Genomic DNA, 17,317 nt, shown 5'->3' on the forward strand with positions numbered 1-17,317 from the left:
TAAAGGATTTTTTCCTTACACTAAATTGTTATATGCTAATTGGTACTTAACTCATGGAAGAATATTTCGCTGGTCTAAGAAAAATCAAGCTTCGTTCTGACAACGTACATGCTGCTCGCTGGCCATGCTTTTATTTAGTATCAATAGGTATCTTTCTTGGCTTATTATTTCCGCCACTAGGATTCATTGCCCTACTATTCATCTACCTTTTTCTCTTTTTATTGCTTCGACTGTCGTTATCAACCTGCCCACGTTGTGGTAAACGCTTTTATTCCTTGTTAAACATCATATTCAACGGTAGTTTTTATTCAAAATCAGGTATGTGGGCCGTCTCATGTAATTCATGTGGCTTAAAGTTAAGCGAACTTCCAGAGGTCGACGAAGTTACAATCAAGTCTCACAAAGACGAGTGGTTTAAATGAGCAACGCATATAACAACTCAATAAACTCACTCACTTCGTTCGCTGGGACGCATACACGCAGGGCGGCTTCGCCATTATGCACCACGTGCCTGTGCCCGTTATTGAAAAGTTAGGCAACAAGGTCAATCTAAATTATGAAACATCTATTCTGGCTTATATTATTCTTTCCATTTAATGCAATTTCTGCTGATTTAGAATTGCTTACCGACAGAAGCCGGGCTTCAAAACAACTAAGAATTTATATTCAAAATATAGGTGACAAAGAACAAACTGTATTAACTAAAAACCTTGCATCGATGTTGAAGGGTAATACCACAATTTTATTCCCACAGGCTCATTCTTTAATTAAGGATAGAGAAATAATTATCTTAACAGAAAGTGTTGCAAAATATGGAGCAGTTACATTGAAGCCTGGTGAAGTAACGTATATCAATATTGGAAGTACAATAATAACAACAGGTAGTATCGTGTATCAGGTAAAGGAGAAGTGGGGTAGTTTACACGAGGTTTGGGCTGGAGAAATTGAAGCTTCAATTAAATAAAATCCGAAGGTTTAATATGAGCAAAGTTGCCTAACAACCCGCTATAGTCGGTCGCAAGCTCCCTGGGGCAATAACACTTGGGCTCAGTCGCTTCGCTCCAATTTTAGCCCACACGCTAGCCCCCCTGAGCTTAAAATTATGTGCTATTGAACATTTGATCATAATCAGATTTAATTTAGACTTAGGCTAAAACCTACTTTGGGAGTACAGCGAATGGATTCTGCAGTTATTGGTTATCTTCTCTTCACAGTCCTATTAATCGGGCTTATTGCTTTCTACATTAACAAGCCGACACTATTCACAGTTTCATATTTTCGATTGCCCCGCCCTGTAAAGTGGCTGATTGCTTTTTCCTGTGGCCTTTCACTGGTTTTGTTCGCAGGTACAACTTGGATACCAATGGGGGCTTGTATGGTACTTATGATTGGATTTGCTTTGGAAAAGCAAGAGCGCTTTGCTCTTATAAAACTACGCACATAACAACCCAATTAACACATTCACTGCGTTCGCTGGGGCGCATACACGCAGGCTCCCTGCGCTTCGCTTAGTATTATAGCCCACATATTTTGCTCTTTATGCGCGTGTTATATTTCAGGAGGAAAACCATGTTAAGTAGGTTCTTTGGAAAGAAGAAAAATCAACTGGTTAAGGAAAACAAAGCGCGAGTAACACTACCGGAAGAAACTTACACTGTCATGGAGTGGGAAGCGGACAAACTTCCATGCATTGGAGTGTTGAATTCTGCGCTCAAAGGTTTCGAACACAAAGGAGTTTTTGGCTGGCATCTTTCCATCATAATCGACTTTACGGATATTATCGATAATGGAATGCCATCCGAAGAAGAAAGGCAAGTCGTCGACTCATTTTGTGACAAACTCGATGAGGATATTAAGTCAGGCGGGAATGCATTGTTTTTTGTTCGCGAAACTTGGAATAAAACTCGCCGCTTAGTATGGCGTGTCTATGACCCGGAAATAGCTCATGCATACCTTCAGGATATAATCGACAATCAGAAATATCCCAGACCTTTTGATTGGCACATGGAGCAAGACTTAGAATGGAAACAAGCAAAATGGTACTTCGAACAGCTATGAGACATAACATGGCGCTTAACACGTTGCCTTCGGTCACTGGGAAAGCACCGTAGTGACAGCGACATATAGTGTTATGATAAAGATCGATGACTCATGCTTTGACAACTAGTTAAACGAATGCCTATGACCCTTGACGAATTTAATCATTTTTGCAAAGCACTCCCCCACACTACTCATGTCGTTCAGTGGGGAAATTCAGAAGTGTGGAAGGTTGGTGGTAAAGTCTTTGCTATTGGAAGCATTGGCAAGGACGGGCGCCCTGCTTTTACCTTTAAAACGTCTGAGCAAAACTATTATTTTCTGGAAGAAAAGCCTGGCTATCGGCCTGCGCCTTATCTCGCTAGTCGTGGAATGAAGTGGATACAGCAGTACAATTGCGACAGTAATGAAGATGAGGCATTAGAATATTATTTAAGCGCGTCGTTTAAGCTAGTATCTTTAGGGTTAACCAAGAAAATGCAAAAAGATCTTGGTTTAAATCAACCTCAATAAAAGGTGCTTACACCATGTTGAAAGCAAAAATCTTTACGCGAAACATCCGCCCTTATGTTGAAGATGAGTTGGTATTAGCCCGCACTGAGCAAAATTACGGAAACGAGGCTGAAGCCTTCGCTCATTTGGAAAATGCCCACGTTCTTGGTCAAGCGTCTACAAGGCTACACGTAAAAGTACACGTTCAAATGCTTTTATGGGCAGTGAAACAAGGCAAAATTGGTGAAGTTTTTGGTCAGCTTTTCAGAATTGCTGGTGCTGCAACAAAAACCACTTTTGGTTTAGTGCCTACGGGAAATACGGGCGGTACCAATGTGAGCCCATTTAAGGTAATGACAATTAAACCCGAGCTAGAAAGAATATTAAAAAAAGCGCATTCTGATGAAAATTAAAATAAACGTTGTTGATGCATTTACTAACGTAAGGTTTAAAGGAAATCCTGCTGCTGTAGTTATAACGGGTAAATGGCTTAGCGATGAAAAAATGCAAGAAATCGCTGCTGAAAATAACCTTTCAGAAACCGCATTTCTAGTAGAAGATGACAACGGCGTATTTGCTATACGCTGGTTTTCGCCAATAACTGAAATCGACTTTTGCGGGCATGCAACGCTGGCATCTGCATTTGTTATATTTAGCGAAAATTACCAACTACCGCACATTTCGCTTTTCGCTAAATCGGTGGGGATGATGAAAGTCGTTAAGAAAGACGACGGATTCATTCAAATGGATTTCCCTAATAGAATGCCTCACCCTGTAGATGACGTGCCTGAAGCATTACTGCGAGGACTTTCCATCAAGCCCCAAAATGTTTTAAAAAATGACCAAGCGTATTTTGCTGTTTATCCCGACGAAGACGACGTTTTAAGTGTAATTCAAGACAGCGAACAACTAAAAACACTTGCACCCTATGATGTGGTAGTGACAGCACCGGGTACTCAGTTTGACTTCGTATCTCGTTATTTCTGGCCTGCGAACGGCGGCGATGAAGACCCGGTTACCGGTTCAATCCACACGGGGTTGGCACCGTATTGGGCAAAAGTGTTAGGACGGTCAAAGCTTATGGCTTATCAAGCATCTAAACGAGGTGGTACAGTAAAATGTGAAGTAGCAGTTGATCGCGTGCATATTTCTGGCCAAGCGGTGTCTTACCTTGAGGGCTATATTACCATCTGATGGCTATTTATGGAGTAGAAGGAATCTAAAAAGCAGAAACTAGAAAGAGCCAACTATTCTATTCACACTTCCCGGCGCAAACAAAAAAGCGGAAGATATTTAACCTTCCGCTTTCACTCAAGCAACAGTCTAGTGCTGCATCTTGTTTTATATAGGAAAACGCAATATTAGCGCCCGACTGCAATGCCTTCCCTGCGAGGATCTGCGCCGCCAATTAATTTACCTGATTTAAACTGGATTCCGTGAAGACCGCTGTTTAAATCTACTACTTTGACGTTATGGCCGAGTGCCTTTAACGGCTCTTCAAGCTCAGCTATTGGCGTGCCCTTCTCTAACGCCGTGTAGTCGTTTCTATTAGTGATTTTAGGTAAGTTGATGGCCTGCTGAATATCTAAGCCAAAGTCTAAAACACCAATTAGGGTTTGAGCGACATAGCTCACAATTCTAGAGCCGCCCGGCGAGCCTACAACAACCTCTAAGTTCCCTTCTTTGTCGAACACCATCGTTGGGCTCATCGCGCTTCTAGGGCGTTTACCAGGCTCTACGCGATTTGGTACAGGAAAGCGGTTTTTAGTTGGCGAAAATGAAAAGTCGGTAAGTTGGTTATTAAGCAGGAAGCCCTCTACCATAATCCCAGAACCAAACATAAATTCAATGCTGGTTGTCATTGATACTGCATTGCCCTCTTTGTCTACTATAGAAACGTGTGAGGTATTGGGCAGTTCCATTGACATACCAAGCGCAACATTCGCATCAGCGTACGGATTACCCGCGCGCTTGCGACGCCACGCTTTGTCAACAGCAATATTTTCAGCCCGGCGCTCAAGATATGCTGTGTTGATCATGGCCGCAAATGGTAGGTTAGTAAAATCGCTATCTGCTATAAACTTCTCGCGATCGGCATACGAAAGCGCACTTGCCTGCGTGTACAAATTCGCAAACTCTACTGAATCTGGCGCATACTGACTAAGGTTAAAACCCTCTAACATTTTAAGAATTTGATAAACGTTCACACCACCAGAGCTAGGCGGTGCCATACCGCAAATACGCTTTTCGTGATATAACCCACAAACAGGTTCACGCTTTACAGGCTCGTAGCTTGCTAAGTCTTCTAATGTCATTTGACCTGGATTGATTTCTGCGCTGTTTACCGCTTTTACTATTTTTTCAGCGACCTCGCCTTTCAATAAATAGTCGCTGCCCTTTTCTGCAATACCTCTTAAGGTTTTAGCTAACTTTTTGTTTTTCTTAACCGTGCCTTCTTTTAACGGCAGGCCTGCAGGGAAGAAATAAGTAGAACTTGCAGGAAAAGTTTTAAGACCAGGGTGATAGTCTAATGCAACAAGTTTGGCTAAACGCGGCGATACTTTAAAGCCGTCTTCAGCTGTTTTGATTGTATCATCAAAAAGCGTATTCCAAGGAAGCTTACCGAACTCGCCCTGCGCCATTTCTAACGCTTTTACTGCACCAGGCACGCCTACCGACTTACCGCCAACTACGGCATCTAACCAGCGCATTGGCTTATTACCTTCAATAAACCAATGAGAATTAACAGCTTTCGGTGCTGTTTCACGGCCGTCAAAGGTGTGAAGTACTTTGTTCTTATTATCCCAATAAAGGATAAACGCACCACCACCAATACCTGACGATTGTGGTTCAACCAGCGAAAGCATCGATTGCACAGCTACCGCTGCATCGATCGCACTTCCGCCCTTTTCTAAAATATTCTTTCCCGCCCAAGACGCATAGGGATTTGCCGCTACAACCATATAATCTTCGGCTTCAAATGCCTTTTTCTCTATGTAGCCTGTTGCCGCTTCTGGTTCTCCGACTTCACGTGTTTGCTTCGCGTTCGCACCAAAAATAAAACAGCTAGATAATGCAAGAGTTACCACTGAAGCTCTGAAAAAAGCACTGCGTCTCAAAATAATACTTCCTCTTATTTAAATTTTTCGGGGTTTATTGGGCGTTTTTTAAGAAACGCATCAAACGCTTCTTGAGCTGCGGTTGTGCCCAACGCTTCTAAAAATATATCAAACTCTTCGTTCATTTGTTGGTTTGTTCGCTCTCCGTCACCTTTTAATAGCGCTTTTGTTTGTCTAAGCGAAAATGAAGGCTTAGCGACGAGTTTCTCTACCGTAGTTTGAACCGTTTGATCTATTTCGTGAGCGTCGACAATTTTTGTCAGAATACCAAATTGATAGGCATCAGCAGAGGTAAAGGGTTCGCCCAGCACTAGCCACTCTGCCGCCTTTATATGACCCGCGACCTTAGGCAAAAGATAACTTGATGCATATTCAGGAACAAGCCCTAAGTTGATGAATGGTAGAACAAATCGGGTATCTGGAGTGGCGTAGACAAAATCGCAGTGTAGTAAAAGCGTTGTGCCTATGCCCACTGCTAATCCGTGAACTTGTGCAATAACCGGTAAATTACATGCAGCCAAAGCTCGCATAAAGGCAGCTGTTTCTGGCACCTGAGCGTGATCTTGTTGCTGTGCGAAGTCTCCAATGTCATTTCCTGCAGTAAAACAATCGCCCGCGCCTTTAATCACCACCACTTTCGTTAAACCATCGTTATTAACACCTAATATGGCATTCGCCATTTCTTGGTACATGTCCCGTGTTAACGCATTTTTCTTGTCGGTTCGGTTAAGCGTAATGGTTAAGCATTGCTGATTTGTTTCGGTAATAATGTAAGACATAATTACTCCTTAACTGTCGTCTTTTTATTTTGGGCGTACTTCAGTTTTCACCCTGTAGGCAATTTCTGTATCATAGCCAGCAAATTCTAAATTCAAAAATAACTAACACTGATGATGTCACTGCCGTTTTCGCTTAAGTATAGCGCTGGTCCTTTATTTATTGCGCTATGCTCCGTTGTCGCATTTTTCTTTGAGCCCGTGTCTGGCAATTTTTTGGCTTACGACAGGTACGCCATTCAAGGTCTAGAAACTTGGCGAATAGTCAGCGGAAATATTGTTCATACCAATGGCTACCACCTACTTTTAAATCTAGCAGGTCTAGCGCTGTTGTGGGCTCTACACGGTGAGCATTATCGCATTGGTTTGTACTTAAAAGTTTTTGTATGGTGCTGCTTAGGAACGAGTGTCGGGCTTTATTTTTTCTCTCCAGATCTAATATGGTATGCAGGTTTATCTGGTGCACTACACGGTATTTTCGCATGGGGCGCCTGTATTGATATTAAGGAAAAGATGAAGTCGGGTTGGTTACTACTTATTGGGTTAGCGATTAAAGTGGGATACGAACAAATTGACGGTAGCAGCGAACAAGTTGCAAACCTGATTGACGCAAAAGTAGCCGTAGATGCGCATTTATTCGGCGCGCTTACGGGTATCGCAATCTTTTTACTGATGTTTATTACGGCGAAAAGAAATTAGAAACTCGAGCGATATAGCGTCACTCTTTTTGCGCATTTTAATTCGTTAAAACAGATAAAATATGCTGAAGCAAAAAAAGAAGATTTAAAAAAAGGCCCGAATTCATTGAATTTGGGCCTTTTGCTGTATGCCTATTACTTTATGAGCAACCCAGCGCTTCTTAGACGTTGGGCGATTCAAGTAAAGGCTTTGCTTATAAGTTTTCTTCAAATAACTTATAGATACGGCGGTATTCATCTAGCCACGAGCTTGGCTGCACAAAGCCATGTGGCTCTACCGGATAAATGGCCGTTTCAAAATCTTCTTTCTCAAGTTCGATAAGACGCTGTACCAATCGCACGGTGTCGTGGAAAAACACATTGTCATCAACCATTGGCGCATTGATAAGCAAAGGCTTTTCTAGTCCATCGGCAAAATAAATCGGCGAGCTACGCTCAAACGCGATGGGATCGATATCAGGCGTATTGAGTATGTTTGCCGTATATGGCGTGTTGTAATGGGCCCAGTCAGTTACCGGACGAAGTGCTGCACCTGCCGCAAACAGATCTGGCGCGGTAAACATAGACATAAAGGTTAAGAAGCCGCCGTATGAGCCGCCGTATGTGCCAATGCGTTCACGATCTACATTTGCATTTTCAACAAGCCAGTTAACACCATCACGCAAATCCTGCACTTCAGGCGTACCCATTTGACGATAAATAGCGGTTCGCCAATCACGTCCGTAACCAGCACTAGCGCGATAGTCCATATCTAGTACGACATAGCCTTGCTGCACGAGCATGCTATGGAACATGTATTCTCTAAAGTAACCAGACCACCCCATGTGGGCGTTTTGCAAGTAGCCTGCACCGTGATTAAACACTACCGCTTTATTTGGTGCCGTCTTGTCGTAATTTTCCGGTAAATATACTCGAGCGTAAATAGGTGCATCGGTATGCGACGATTCAATAGCAACGATGTTAGGCACCGCCCATGGAAGAGCATTAAAATCTGCACTGGCGCTTTGCGTGATTTGCTTTGCCGCTGTTGCTTCGTTTGCTGGCTTAATGTAAAGCTCTTGTGGTTGATTCACCTTGCTATGGCTTAGCAGCAAGTTTTTACCATCAGGGCTAAGTGAATAGTCTGTCACACCATTCAAATCAGTCATGGTATCGATGGTATTGTCACTCAAATCAGCACGATAAACTTCGTAAAGCCCTGGGTGCTCCATGTTAGCTGTAAAGTAGATATAGTTGTCATCGCTAGAAAGCGTTAAATCGTCAACAATAAAACGGCCGCTGGTTAGCGCGACAGGTTTCTCGCCAGGCTTTTGAATGTATAAATGAGAGTAACCCGTATGCTCAGACTGATAGTAAAGCGTTTCGCTGTCATTTAGCCAATCAAACGCATTGAAACGGTAGTTTACCCACGCATCGTCATGAAGCCGATGTTGGTTTTCCAGCGTTTTATTCGCTAAGTCGACCGTAGCGATCCAGCGGTCTTTGTTGTCCCACGCTTCTAGCATAACGGCAACGGCGTTACCGTTTTTGTGCCAGCGGATCGAAGGCTTGGTCCAGTACCAGCTTTGCAGCAAGGTAATATCGCGAGGCAGGCGATTAACTTCATAGGTCTCGCCTTTTGCTTTCGCGTTTTCTTCTTTTACATCTGCAAGTACGTCGTCATTGTACCCAGGCAAATTAAAGTATTTAAGTTCACTCTTCTCGCCAGTTTTCAAATTAAGCAGCCACAGTTCATGATTTACCGATTCTGCATCTGCAACACGTTGGCGTACGGGTTTCGCGGCAATACGGCTGTCTTCTTGGATGTAATGCGGCATGATGTCGCTATCATCGCGGGTTGGCTTACTTTCCGTGGTTGCTACTACTGCGAAGTTACCCGCAGGTGAGACGCTGATACCCGCTAACCGATGCGACTTATCAAAGTAAAACGGTGTAGGTGCTACACTGCTGTTTTCTTTGGCCAACGCTTTTTGAGCGTCGTCTTTTTCTTTTCTGTTTTTGCGCTGTAGTTTGATGTATTCCACCAGCGACTGTTGCTGCTCGGCAATATAATCTTTAGGTGGCTCAACCGCATTGGGTTCGTCGCTAAACTCCCAACTCAACAATTCTTCGCGAGTGCCGTTAGATAGGTCTATAGCAATAAATTTGTTACCGCTTAACGCCATTAAGCGGCCATCAGTCATAAATGAAAGTGTTGACAGCGCATTCCCGCCACGCGCGATACGCACGGTTTCACCGTTGGTAAATTGCACATAAACACTGTCTTCAAATGAATAAGCAATTACACCATCATTTCTTACTACACGTTCGTCAAAACGATACTTGTGTAAATCTGACAATGGCGCCTTTACGGCATTTGCAGGGTTTGAGAGTTCAGCAACATAAACATCTGTTAACGCGCTATTCTGTCTTTCTTTTTCAAAAACAATTTTATCGCCATTGACCGACCACCCCATACCTTCGGGTAGCGCGCCCATCCATTGAGGGTCTGACATTATTTGCTTTAAAGTAATTTCACCATTTTTCGCGCTGTTCTGAGGCGCGACATCTGGTGTAACGGTTTGCTGGACAGTGGCAGCAGGAAGCGATGTAGACGCTGCTTGGCTAGATGGTTCGTTAGTAGTGCTTGCACATCCGCTCAGCGCAAAAGTAACGCTAGCCGCGATGAGTAAAGAAGAGTATTTTTTCATTATTTTAAGTCGTTGTTATGTAAAAAACGTTAACATTATACGCAGAGCAGTTACTAATACGCTAACGTTCATCGATTGAGATAGTGAACCAAACGTAAACCCTCAGCGTTTATGGTTGTGAAACTGGTCTGTCGGCCTGAACAAAATAACAAAAATTCACTGATGAGGTAAAACACTATGAAAGCGAAAGGTTTTGTACCTGCGTTGCTTGCGCTCAGCTTTTTCACGACTCCTAGCTTTGCGAGCGAGTGCCCCAGCGTACTCAAATTTATGAAGCGTAAGCTCAACTCACAAGAAACGGTGAATTTGTGTAACGAATATGCCGGAAAGACCCTTTTAGTGGTGAACACAGCCAGCTATTGCGGCTACACGCCACAATTTGAAGGTTTAGAAGCCCTTTATAGTGACTACAAAGACAAAGATTTTGTAGTGCTTGGCTTCCCGTCGCACGATTTTAACCAAGAAGATAACGATGAAGGCAAAACGGCAGAACTGTGTGAATTGACTTATGGCGTAAAGTTTCCGATGTTTGAACCAATATCGGTAAAAGGTGAAGACGCCGATCCTATGTATAGAATGCTTAAAACAGCCACCGGCAAAGCGCCATCTTGGAACTTTAACAAGTACCTTATTGACAGTTCCGGTAAGCAAATAACCCACTACTCTAGTTCAACAAAGCCCACTGACCCGGCTTTTATCGCTGACATAGAGGCACTCCTCAAAAGCGAATAAAACCACCAATATCAACGCTGCCTATAGGTCACACCAAACGAGAATCTAAAAGCCGCGCATAAAAAAGCCCCGCGTAACACGCGGGGCAATCAAGCACACTCAACTTGGAACACACTTTTAGCTGAAAACATACTTCCTACGTTTTAGCTAACTGCATTAATTTAGTGTGTTTAGTTGTTGGTTAGTTCAATAATTTTTTCGCTTGCTTCAGAAAAAGCCTTGTTTGCTTGCTCTTCGCCCATGTTAAGTCCTTCAGCGTAAACGAATTTTACGTCACTGATGCCAACGAAATTTAAAAAGTGTTTTAAATACGGCGTTTGCGTATCAAAGTCTGAACCTGCATACACACCACCACGCGCGGCAAAAACAGTAGCTGATTTATTCTCTAGCAATCCGACAGGACCTGTCTCGGTATACTTAAATGTTATACCAGCTCTTGCAATACGGTCGAAGTAAGCTTTTAAGCTCGATGGGATGCCAAAGTTGTACATTGGCACGGCTAGCACTATTTCGTCAGCCGCTTTTACTGCTTCAACAATGTCATCAGAGACTTTTGCCAATGCCTGTTGTGATTCATTTCGCTCAGACGCCTCAGTCATCCACGCCTGCATTTCTTCACCTGTTAAATGAGGCAGTGCCAGAGAGGCTACATCCACGCGGTTAATGTGCACAGAACCGTCATTCTCGATTTTTGAAAGGTACTCGTTTGCAAGCTTTGAAGAATTGCCTTGGTTGCCATTTAGGCTGGAAAATATAGCCAGTACTTTTTTCATGCCGAACTCCAATATTTGTTGTTTCGATAACGTATAGCTATGTTAATGCAAATAGGCTGAATGAAAATATCAAAAACATGAAGGCTTCGTTCTATTTTGTAGGACAAAAATGGCGAGGAAAATGATTATTGTAAATTTTTTGAAAACATTACATTGAATTAATGTTGCAAGGAGGTTGATCTTCTCTTATTTGGTCAGCGTAACCGAGTTTGCCACAACACAATTAAGAGGATACAAAAAATGAGAAGGACCAAAGCGCTCCTTGCATGTTCAATACTACCACTATTTTTAATAGGTTGCTCTGATGATGACGATGATGAAGTCGTTGAAGTCCCCGCCCCCGTTATTGAGTATTCAAACGTTCGTGTTGTTCACGCAGCATCTGACGCTCCCATGGTCAATGTCACCGCTAACGACGCAATTCTGAATGGTTTGGAAAATGTAGATTACCAGGTCGCTTCATCGCGTTTTGAAGTTGAAACGGGTACGTACGACATTGGGGTAACTGGTATTCTTCCTGGTGAAAACGCTGAAGTACTGCAGGCCGACGTTACGTTAGAAGCAGATGTGAATTACGATATTTTTGCTGTGGGTAATGTTGGCGATGAAACATTGTCGCTGTTAACAGTAACGAGTATGGAAACTGCGGTTGATGCTGGCAACGCGCAAGTACAGATTGTTCATGCAGCATCTATGGCGCCAATGGTTGATATCTATGTTACTGCGCCAGAAGCAGATATTACCGCTGAACAGCCACTCGTCACAGCTGAATTTACTGACGCAACAGACTTGATTCAAGTACCCGCGGGCGATTATCAAATTCGAATTACGCCAGCGGGCGAAACCACTGTAGTATACGACTCTGGTACAGTTAACCTTGCAGACGGTGCTGATTTGCTTATTGCTGCAACTAACAATGTGGGAACCGGTGATTCACCCGTTACGCTTTTAGCTGCAGACGGTGACAGTAGTTTCAAAATTTGGGATGCTGAAGCGGGAGCCGAAATACGCGTGGTGCATGGTATCAGCGATGCACCAGCGGTGGACGTTATTGCTAACAACGAGATTGTGCTAGTAGACGGCATTCAGTTCCCCCGAACCACAGACTATTTGTCTGTTGCGGAAGGTGATTACTTAATTGATGTTGTAGCCGATAACGACAACAGTGTTGTAGCAATTGACGATGCTGAGTTGACGCTAGAGATAGGCATGTCTTATACCGCCATTGCAAACAACGTACTTTCTGCCCCAGAATTAGACGTATTAGTTGATATGCCTCGCTCAATTGCGACAGAAGCAAAAGTACGAATCGTACATGCTTCACCTTCAGCAGGTAACGTAGATATATACGTAACTGCAGATGGTGAAATTGATGCGGTTGATCCAGCATTTGCAGATATTGCCTATGAAACGGGTGAGCTTGTTGAAACTGGCTACGTAAGCTTGGCGGAAGGTGACTATGTGGTAACGGTAACACCAACGGGCACTAAAACAGCCGCTATTGAAACGGGCGTACTATCACTAGAAAACGGTGAGATATACACAGCAATCGCCCTTGACGGCGCCATGGAAGGCGACTTGCCTCAACTGGCGCTGCTTGATGGCCTTGCACCACCTCCACCGGCTTTCAACGCTGACATGACTTACAACGTAAGCTTGAGCGGCTCACAAGAAGTACCTGCTGTTGAAACTATGTCTGCTGCGACAGCTGTGGTTGAAATTGACGAAGATTTGCCTGCATTTAGTGTGAGCGTTGACGTTTCAGGCCTAACTGACGTTACTGGTGTACATGTGCATGATGGCGGCATTGGTATGAACGGCCCAGTTGCTTTTCCGCTGACCGATGCTGGGAATGGTACGTATGTTTTAGCTGAAACTAACATTTCACCGAGTAACCTAGATGCACTGATTAGTGGTGAATGGTATCTAAATGTTCACACCACAGCTAACCCTAGCGGTGAAGTCCGTGGCCAAATAGTTCCAAACACAACAGCGGTAGTGACATTCACGCTAAGCGGCAGCCAAGAGGTACCAGCGGTAGATACTACGGCAATGGGCTCTGGCTATGCTCTTTTCGATACCACAAACAACAATGTTTCTCTTGTGGCGGTAACCACTATTGAAAATGCGACTATGGCGCACATTCACACTGGTTTTGCCGGTGTAAATGGTCCTGTGCTAGAAGCGCTTGTCGAGAGTGAAGAAACAGCTGGTGTGTGGATGACCGACGGTAGCTTGATGCTTGATGAAACCACAGCTACGCAACTTCTATCAGGCGGCCATTATGTGAATGTGCACACAGCAGCCAATACTGGCGGTGAAATTAGAGGTCAGATTACGCCTGACAACATTGAAGTGTACGGCATCATTGCCGATGGCCTGCAGGAAGTTCCCGCTGTTACTACAACGGCAAGCGGTGCTGGCGCATTTACTCTGAATACATCTACAGGTGCATTGTCAGGAAGCGTAACAATTACCAATATGACAGCAAGTATGGCGCATATTCACGAAGGTGAAGCCGGTGTAAATGGTGGTGTGTTACTGGGGCTAACTGGTAGTACCGATGGTATGTGGTCAGTGCCAGCTAATACAACGCTAACGGCCGATCAAATGAGCGTGATGGCTGACGGAGGTCTTTACACAAACTTCCACTCAGACGCATTCCCTAGTGGTGAAATCCGTGGCCAAATCACGCTTGGTTTCGACTAATGAGTTACAGAGAACGCTTTTTGAATGATATGTAGCAAAAGGCAACTGGCTTAAATTAAAAAAGGGGCGAAAGCCCCTTTTTCTGTACTCTAACACAACTAATCGCTATCTAAATCGTGTTTAGCGCGGCCTCGAAATCTGCAATCAGATCTTGTGTATCTTCAATACCTACCGAAATACGTAACATGGTATCGGATATACCCATAAGCTCACGTTCTTCTGCCGTATTCTCAAAATAAATGGTAGGGGCAACAGGTAGCGCCAGCGTGCGATTATCACCTAAATGCGTTGCACAAATAACCAACTGCATTTCGTTTAGAAACGCCACAGGATCCGCACCATCAATTAGATCAAAGCTTAAAATTGCACCGTAGCCATCGTTTAGGTATTCCCGTGCCATAAAATGCTGTGGATGGTCGGCAAGCCCAGGATAAAACACTTTAGATACTTTTGGGTGATTATCTAGGAAGGTTGCTAGCTGCATAGCATTGTGTTGACTTCGAGATAGACGCAGATCTAAGGTTTCCATGCCCAAAGCGATAGCTGTCGCTGATTGTGGCGCCAATGTAGCACCTAAATCACGAAGCCCTTTCTTTTTGATTTGGGTAATGCCCCACTGCGCTGTATCTGTAACCTGATAGGCAGGCTTGAGGTTCTCAAACTTTGTCCAGTCGAAGTTGCCCGTATCGACTACTGCGCCGCCTAATACATTCCCGTGACCCGCAATATATTTTGTCAGCGAGCAAAACACCAACGACGCCTTAACGTCTTTAGCATAGAAAACTGGCGGCGGTGTCATGGTATTATCAACCATAAACAGCATGTGCTTTTCTTCACAGAATTGACCAATGGCGCGAAGATCGGCGACCTGTGTTACAGGGTTTGCCACGGTTTCCGTGTAAACACCTTTTGTGTTCGGCTGATACGCTTCTTGAACTTGCTGAATGTCGGTCACATCAGTGAACGTAACCTGCACACCGAAATCTTTTATCGTTTCGAAAAAGCTTCTTGTGTTGCCGAAAAGGTATTGACTTACGATTAAATGATCGCCCGACTTTAACAAAGCGAATAAAGAACTGCTTATGGCCGCCATACCCGTTGAGTAGCACAGCGTACCTACTCCGCCTTCTAAATCGTTGAGCATATTTTGCAGTGCAGCCACAGAAGGCGAAGAAGAACGAGAATAGACGTGAGCGGCGCGCTTGCCTTGAAACGCGTCTATAATGCCTTGCGCATCTTTAAACTCAAAAAGAACCGAATTAGATGTGCTGCTGTGTACACCACCATGTTCCGGGGTATTTAGCATGCGATCAGAATGTACCTGACGGGTTGTGAATCCCAATTTTGTCACGGGTGAAGCTCCGAAAATAGATGTTTGCGACCTAACCAAATACGCACTGTATTAGTCTATTTAAGACTGATACATACATACCACGTACACAAATGGTTATGGCTTTATAATGCAGTTTTTAGGATATTTTGCGCAAACATTATCATAAAACGTATAAATAGTTTGCATTTGTTCTTCTATATTAGTCACTTTCTGAATAATTGGCCCCAATACAATTCTTTTTCTAGCGTAGTCCAAACCTATGACTTGGACAGGAATTTCAGCTTGTTGTGCTATATGCATAAAGCCCATTTTCCATGGATAAATCGGGCTACGAGTTCCTTCTGGCGCTAAAGCAAGAATAAGCTGATCAGCCTCTTTAATTTTATTCGCAATGGAGGTGACCACGCCGTGGGCTTTGCTTCTTTCAATGGGAATGCCCCCTAGCCTTCTTACAACAGCACCTAGCGGTGGCTTAAATATGGTGTGTTTGCCAAAAAAATTAATGTTTAACTTGAAAGAAAAAACCACGAATAAGCCAATAAAGAAGTCCCAGTTTGATGTATGCGGTGCTACCGCTAATATAGCTTTTTTCTGATTAATGAGTTCGCCTTCTACTTGCCAGCCTCTTTTCGTGAGCACCCAGGCGGCAAACGACGACAACCAATTTGGCCATTTTCGTGGGATATCGTTTCCCACAGTGACTTTACTAGCTAATTGAGAATAGTTATTAGAGTTCGAGGGTTTTGTCATTTTTATTATGCTCTGTTTATTGTTTTTTTGGGCTTTGTTTAGGGCTTAATATATTGGTGAGCAGCATCGGCATGGCATTATCGGCAGGTTGCTTTCAATACTTCATTGACCCTCGTGCTTTCTTTTTCTGTTTTGTACCCGCATATTGTTTTAAAGAGCAATACATTAAACTGCGCGTACATTGACAAAGAGTAATCAAAACGAAAATGTAACACAATTGTTAAAGCAGGTGGTAAAACGGTGTGTATCGAACGAGTTAAGAAAAGGACACTAGGTAAATATGTGTATTTTATTTATCGCAAACAAGATGCGAGATGACTACCCGCTTATCATCGCTGCGAATCGGGATGAGTTTTACGCAAGGCCCACGGCGCCTTCTTCCTTTTGGAAAAGCCACCCGCATTTACTTGCCGGGCAAGACTTAGAAGCTAATGGAACCTGGATGGGTGTTACGCGTAACGGAAATATAGCAGCTCTTACTAATGTAAGAGACCCACACAACATCAATAAAAATGCGGTATCGCGGGGTGAATTAGTCGCCAACTGGCTGAAGCAGGACCCAGCCGATATAAAAGGTGTTGCACAAGCACAATACCTGGCAACGCTGGAAAAAACGCGACACCAATATAACGGCTACAATCTGCTATTTGGTGATACAAAAGCGCTTAAGGTTTACAACAATGTAAACAATTCGACCCATGCAATTGATACCGGTGTGTATGGCTTGTCTAACGCTGACATTATTACCGCGTGGCCAAAAGTTACGCAAGGCGTAACGGTATTAAACGATTATGTTGCTAATAAAAGCACCATTGATAAAGAAGACTTATTCGATATTTTGCGCCATGAAAACAAAGCAGACGATGCACTGCTACCCGATACGGGTATAGGTTATGAATGGGAAAAGGCGTTATCTTCCATTTTTATTCAAACCGAAAAATACGGCACGCGGACCTCTACGCTGCTTCTGGTAGATAAGAACAATACATTGACCTGGAAAGAACGACGTTTTTCAGATAGAGGTGAAACACTGGAAACTCGTGCTTTTTCTTTTTCAATTTAGGGCATTTTTGAAATGAAACTTTCGTTTACGTTTTATAAAGCAGATTAATTGAAATATTTTCAACCTTTAGGGGTCGTTTTTTCTACCATCGGTGGCATAATGCCTGCCTGCTAATTATTGCACACCAACGTAACGTGAGGACATA

General features: G+C 43.5%; 16 protein-coding genes. 10 read left to right on the forward strand and 6 right to left on the reverse strand.

Annotated features, from left to right (window positions below; all coding sequences use genetic code 11):
* Positions 1–556: 556 nt before the first annotated feature.
* The 6 genes from AC27KT_RS12495 to AC27KT_RS12520 all read left to right on the forward strand — a co-directional run bounded on the left by AC27KT_RS12495 (position 557) and on the right by AC27KT_RS12520 (position 3,723).
* Entirely contained in the window at positions 557–964 is a 408-nt protein-coding gene (locus AC27KT_RS12495) for a hypothetical protein (protein ID WP_487130408.1), read from the forward strand.
* A 213-nt stretch (positions 965–1,177) separates the two neighbouring features.
* Positions 1,178–1,444 carry a hypothetical protein gene (locus tag AC27KT_RS12500; protein ID WP_487130410.1) on the forward strand — a complete coding sequence of 89 codons (267 nt, stop codon included), beginning with the start codon at positions 1,178–1,180 and terminating at the stop codon, positions 1,442–1,444.
* Positions 1,445–1,569: 125 nt separating this feature from the next.
* Complete coding sequence (locus AC27KT_RS12505) at positions 1,570–2,058, forward strand: DUF695 domain-containing protein (protein WP_487130412.1); 489 nt, start codon at positions 1,570–1,572, stop codon at positions 2,056–2,058.
* A gap of 123 nt (positions 2,059–2,181) precedes the next feature.
* Positions 2,182–2,550, forward strand: coding sequence for an MmcQ/YjbR family DNA-binding protein (locus tag AC27KT_RS12510; RefSeq protein ID WP_487130414.1), 369 nt, complete (start codon positions 2,182–2,184; stop codon positions 2,548–2,550).
* Positions 2,551–2,564: 14 nt separating this feature from the next.
* Positions 2,565–2,942: a DUF3703 domain-containing protein gene (locus AC27KT_RS12515; protein WP_487130416.1), complete on the forward strand. Its 378-nt coding sequence runs from the start codon at positions 2,565–2,567 to the stop codon at positions 2,940–2,942.
* Positions 2,932–3,723 carry a PhzF family phenazine biosynthesis protein gene (locus AC27KT_RS12520; RefSeq protein WP_487130418.1) on the forward strand — a complete coding sequence of 264 codons (792 nt, stop codon included), beginning with the start codon at positions 2,932–2,934 and terminating at the stop codon, positions 3,721–3,723. The genes AC27KT_RS12515 and AC27KT_RS12520 overlap by 11 nt, the downstream gene beginning before the upstream one ends.
* A 167-nt stretch (positions 3,724–3,890) precedes the next feature.
* On the opposite strand, the gene ggt is transcribed toward AC27KT_RS12520, so the two are convergent.
* Positions 3,891–5,648, reverse strand: a complete 1,758-nt coding sequence (gene ggt / locus AC27KT_RS12525; protein WP_487130420.1) for a gamma-glutamyltransferase — start codon at positions 5,646–5,648, stop codon at positions 3,891–3,893.
* A gap of 14 nt (positions 5,649–5,662) precedes the next feature.
* On the reverse strand, positions 5,663–6,427 hold the full coding sequence (locus AC27KT_RS12530; RefSeq protein WP_487130422.1) for an enoyl-CoA hydratase: 765 nt from the start codon (positions 6,425–6,427) through the stop codon (positions 5,663–5,665).
* 111 nt (positions 6,428–6,538) lie between these two features.
* Between AC27KT_RS12530 and rrtA the strand changes: the two genes are divergently transcribed.
* The gene (gene rrtA / locus AC27KT_RS12535) at positions 6,539–7,123 is read left to right on the forward strand and encodes a rhombosortase (protein ID WP_487130424.1); all 585 of its coding nucleotides are present in this window, start codon (positions 6,539–6,541) and stop codon (positions 7,121–7,123) included.
* Positions 7,124–7,316: 193 nt separating this feature from the next.
* Here rrtA and AC27KT_RS12540 read toward each other — a convergent pair whose 3' ends face one another.
* Positions 7,317–9,812, reverse strand: a complete 2,496-nt coding sequence (locus tag AC27KT_RS12540) for a prolyl oligopeptidase family serine peptidase (protein WP_487130426.1) — start codon at positions 9,810–9,812, stop codon at positions 7,317–7,319.
* Positions 9,813–9,989: 177 nt separating this feature from the next.
* On the opposite strand from AC27KT_RS12540, the gene AC27KT_RS12545 reads away from it, so the two are divergent.
* Complete coding sequence (locus AC27KT_RS12545; protein WP_487130428.1) at positions 9,990–10,544, forward strand: glutathione peroxidase; 555 nt, start codon at positions 9,990–9,992, stop codon at positions 10,542–10,544.
* A gap of 170 nt (positions 10,545–10,714) precedes the next feature.
* On the opposite strand, the gene AC27KT_RS12550 is transcribed toward AC27KT_RS12545, so the two are convergent.
* On the reverse strand, positions 10,715–11,317 hold the full coding sequence (locus tag AC27KT_RS12550; protein WP_014949716.1) for an FMN-dependent NADH-azoreductase: 603 nt from the start codon (positions 11,315–11,317) through the stop codon (positions 10,715–10,717).
* A gap of 240 nt (positions 11,318–11,557) precedes the next feature.
* Here AC27KT_RS12550 and AC27KT_RS12555 point away from each other — a divergent pair, with 240 nt between their 5' ends.
* Positions 11,558–14,026, forward strand: a complete 2,469-nt coding sequence (locus tag AC27KT_RS12555) for a CHRD domain-containing protein (protein WP_487130431.1) — start codon at positions 11,558–11,560, stop codon at positions 14,024–14,026.
* 109 nt (positions 14,027–14,135) lie between these two features.
* On the opposite strand, the gene AC27KT_RS12560 is transcribed toward AC27KT_RS12555, so the two are convergent.
* Positions 14,136–15,377: a cystathionine gamma-synthase family protein gene (locus tag AC27KT_RS12560; protein WP_487130433.1), complete on the reverse strand. Its 1,242-nt coding sequence runs from the start codon at positions 15,375–15,377 to the stop codon at positions 14,136–14,138.
* 96 nt (positions 15,378–15,473) lie between these two features.
* A complete protein-coding gene (locus AC27KT_RS12565) occupies positions 15,474–16,109 on the reverse strand; it encodes a 1-acyl-sn-glycerol-3-phosphate acyltransferase (protein WP_487130435.1) in 636 nt (211 codons plus the stop codon).
* Positions 16,110–16,389: 280 nt separating this feature from the next.
* Between AC27KT_RS12565 and AC27KT_RS12570 the strand changes: the two genes are divergently transcribed.
* Positions 16,390–17,172 carry an NRDE family protein gene (locus AC27KT_RS12570; RefSeq protein ID WP_487130437.1) on the forward strand — a complete coding sequence of 261 codons (783 nt, stop codon included), beginning with the start codon at positions 16,390–16,392 and terminating at the stop codon, positions 17,170–17,172.
* Positions 17,173–17,317 lie beyond the last annotated feature (145 nt).

The organism is Alteromonas sp. 5NW40-0090, assembly GCF_057552975.1.

What these genes read in the sequence shown, in the direction of transcription:
- AC27KT_RS12520 (WP_487130418.1), top strand. Translation starts at nt 2,932, where the DNA reads ATGAAAATTAAAATAAACGTTGTTGATGCATTTACTAACGTAAGGTTT.
- AC27KT_RS12515 (WP_487130416.1), top strand. Translation starts at nt 2,565, where the DNA reads ATGTTGAAAGCAAAAATCTTTACGCGAAACATCCGCCCTTATGTTGAA.
- rrtA (WP_487130424.1), top strand. Translation starts at nt 6,539, where the DNA reads ATGATGTCACTGCCGTTTTCGCTTAAGTATAGCGCTGGTCCTTTATTT.
- AC27KT_RS12545 (WP_487130428.1), top strand. Translation starts at nt 9,990, where the DNA reads ATGAAAGCGAAAGGTTTTGTACCTGCGTTGCTTGCGCTCAGCTTTTTC.
- AC27KT_RS12495 (WP_487130408.1), top strand. Translation starts at nt 557, where the DNA reads ATGAAACATCTATTCTGGCTTATATTATTCTTTCCATTTAATGCAATT.
- AC27KT_RS12570 (WP_487130437.1), top strand. Translation starts at nt 16,390, where the DNA reads ATGTGTATTTTATTTATCGCAAACAAGATGCGAGATGACTACCCGCTT.
- AC27KT_RS12500 (WP_487130410.1), top strand. Translation starts at nt 1,178, where the DNA reads ATGGATTCTGCAGTTATTGGTTATCTTCTCTTCACAGTCCTATTAATC.
- AC27KT_RS12555 (WP_487130431.1), top strand. Translation starts at nt 11,558, where the DNA reads ATGAGAAGGACCAAAGCGCTCCTTGCATGTTCAATACTACCACTATTT.
- AC27KT_RS12530 (WP_487130422.1), bottom strand. Translation starts at nt 6,427, where the DNA reads ATGTCTTACATTATTACCGAAACAAATCAGCAATGCTTAACCATTACG.
- AC27KT_RS12505 (WP_487130412.1), top strand. Translation starts at nt 1,570, where the DNA reads ATGTTAAGTAGGTTCTTTGGAAAGAAGAAAAATCAACTGGTTAAGGAA.
- AC27KT_RS12550 (WP_014949716.1), bottom strand. Translation starts at nt 11,317, where the DNA reads ATGAAAAAAGTACTGGCTATATTTTCCAGCCTAAATGGCAACCAAGGC.
- AC27KT_RS12565 (WP_487130435.1), bottom strand. Translation starts at nt 16,109, where the DNA reads ATGACAAAACCCTCGAACTCTAATAACTATTCTCAATTAGCTAGTAAA.
- AC27KT_RS12510 (WP_487130414.1), top strand. Translation starts at nt 2,182, where the DNA reads ATGACCCTTGACGAATTTAATCATTTTTGCAAAGCACTCCCCCACACT.
- AC27KT_RS12540 (WP_487130426.1), bottom strand. Translation starts at nt 9,812, where the DNA reads ATGAAAAAATACTCTTCTTTACTCATCGCGGCTAGCGTTACTTTTGCG.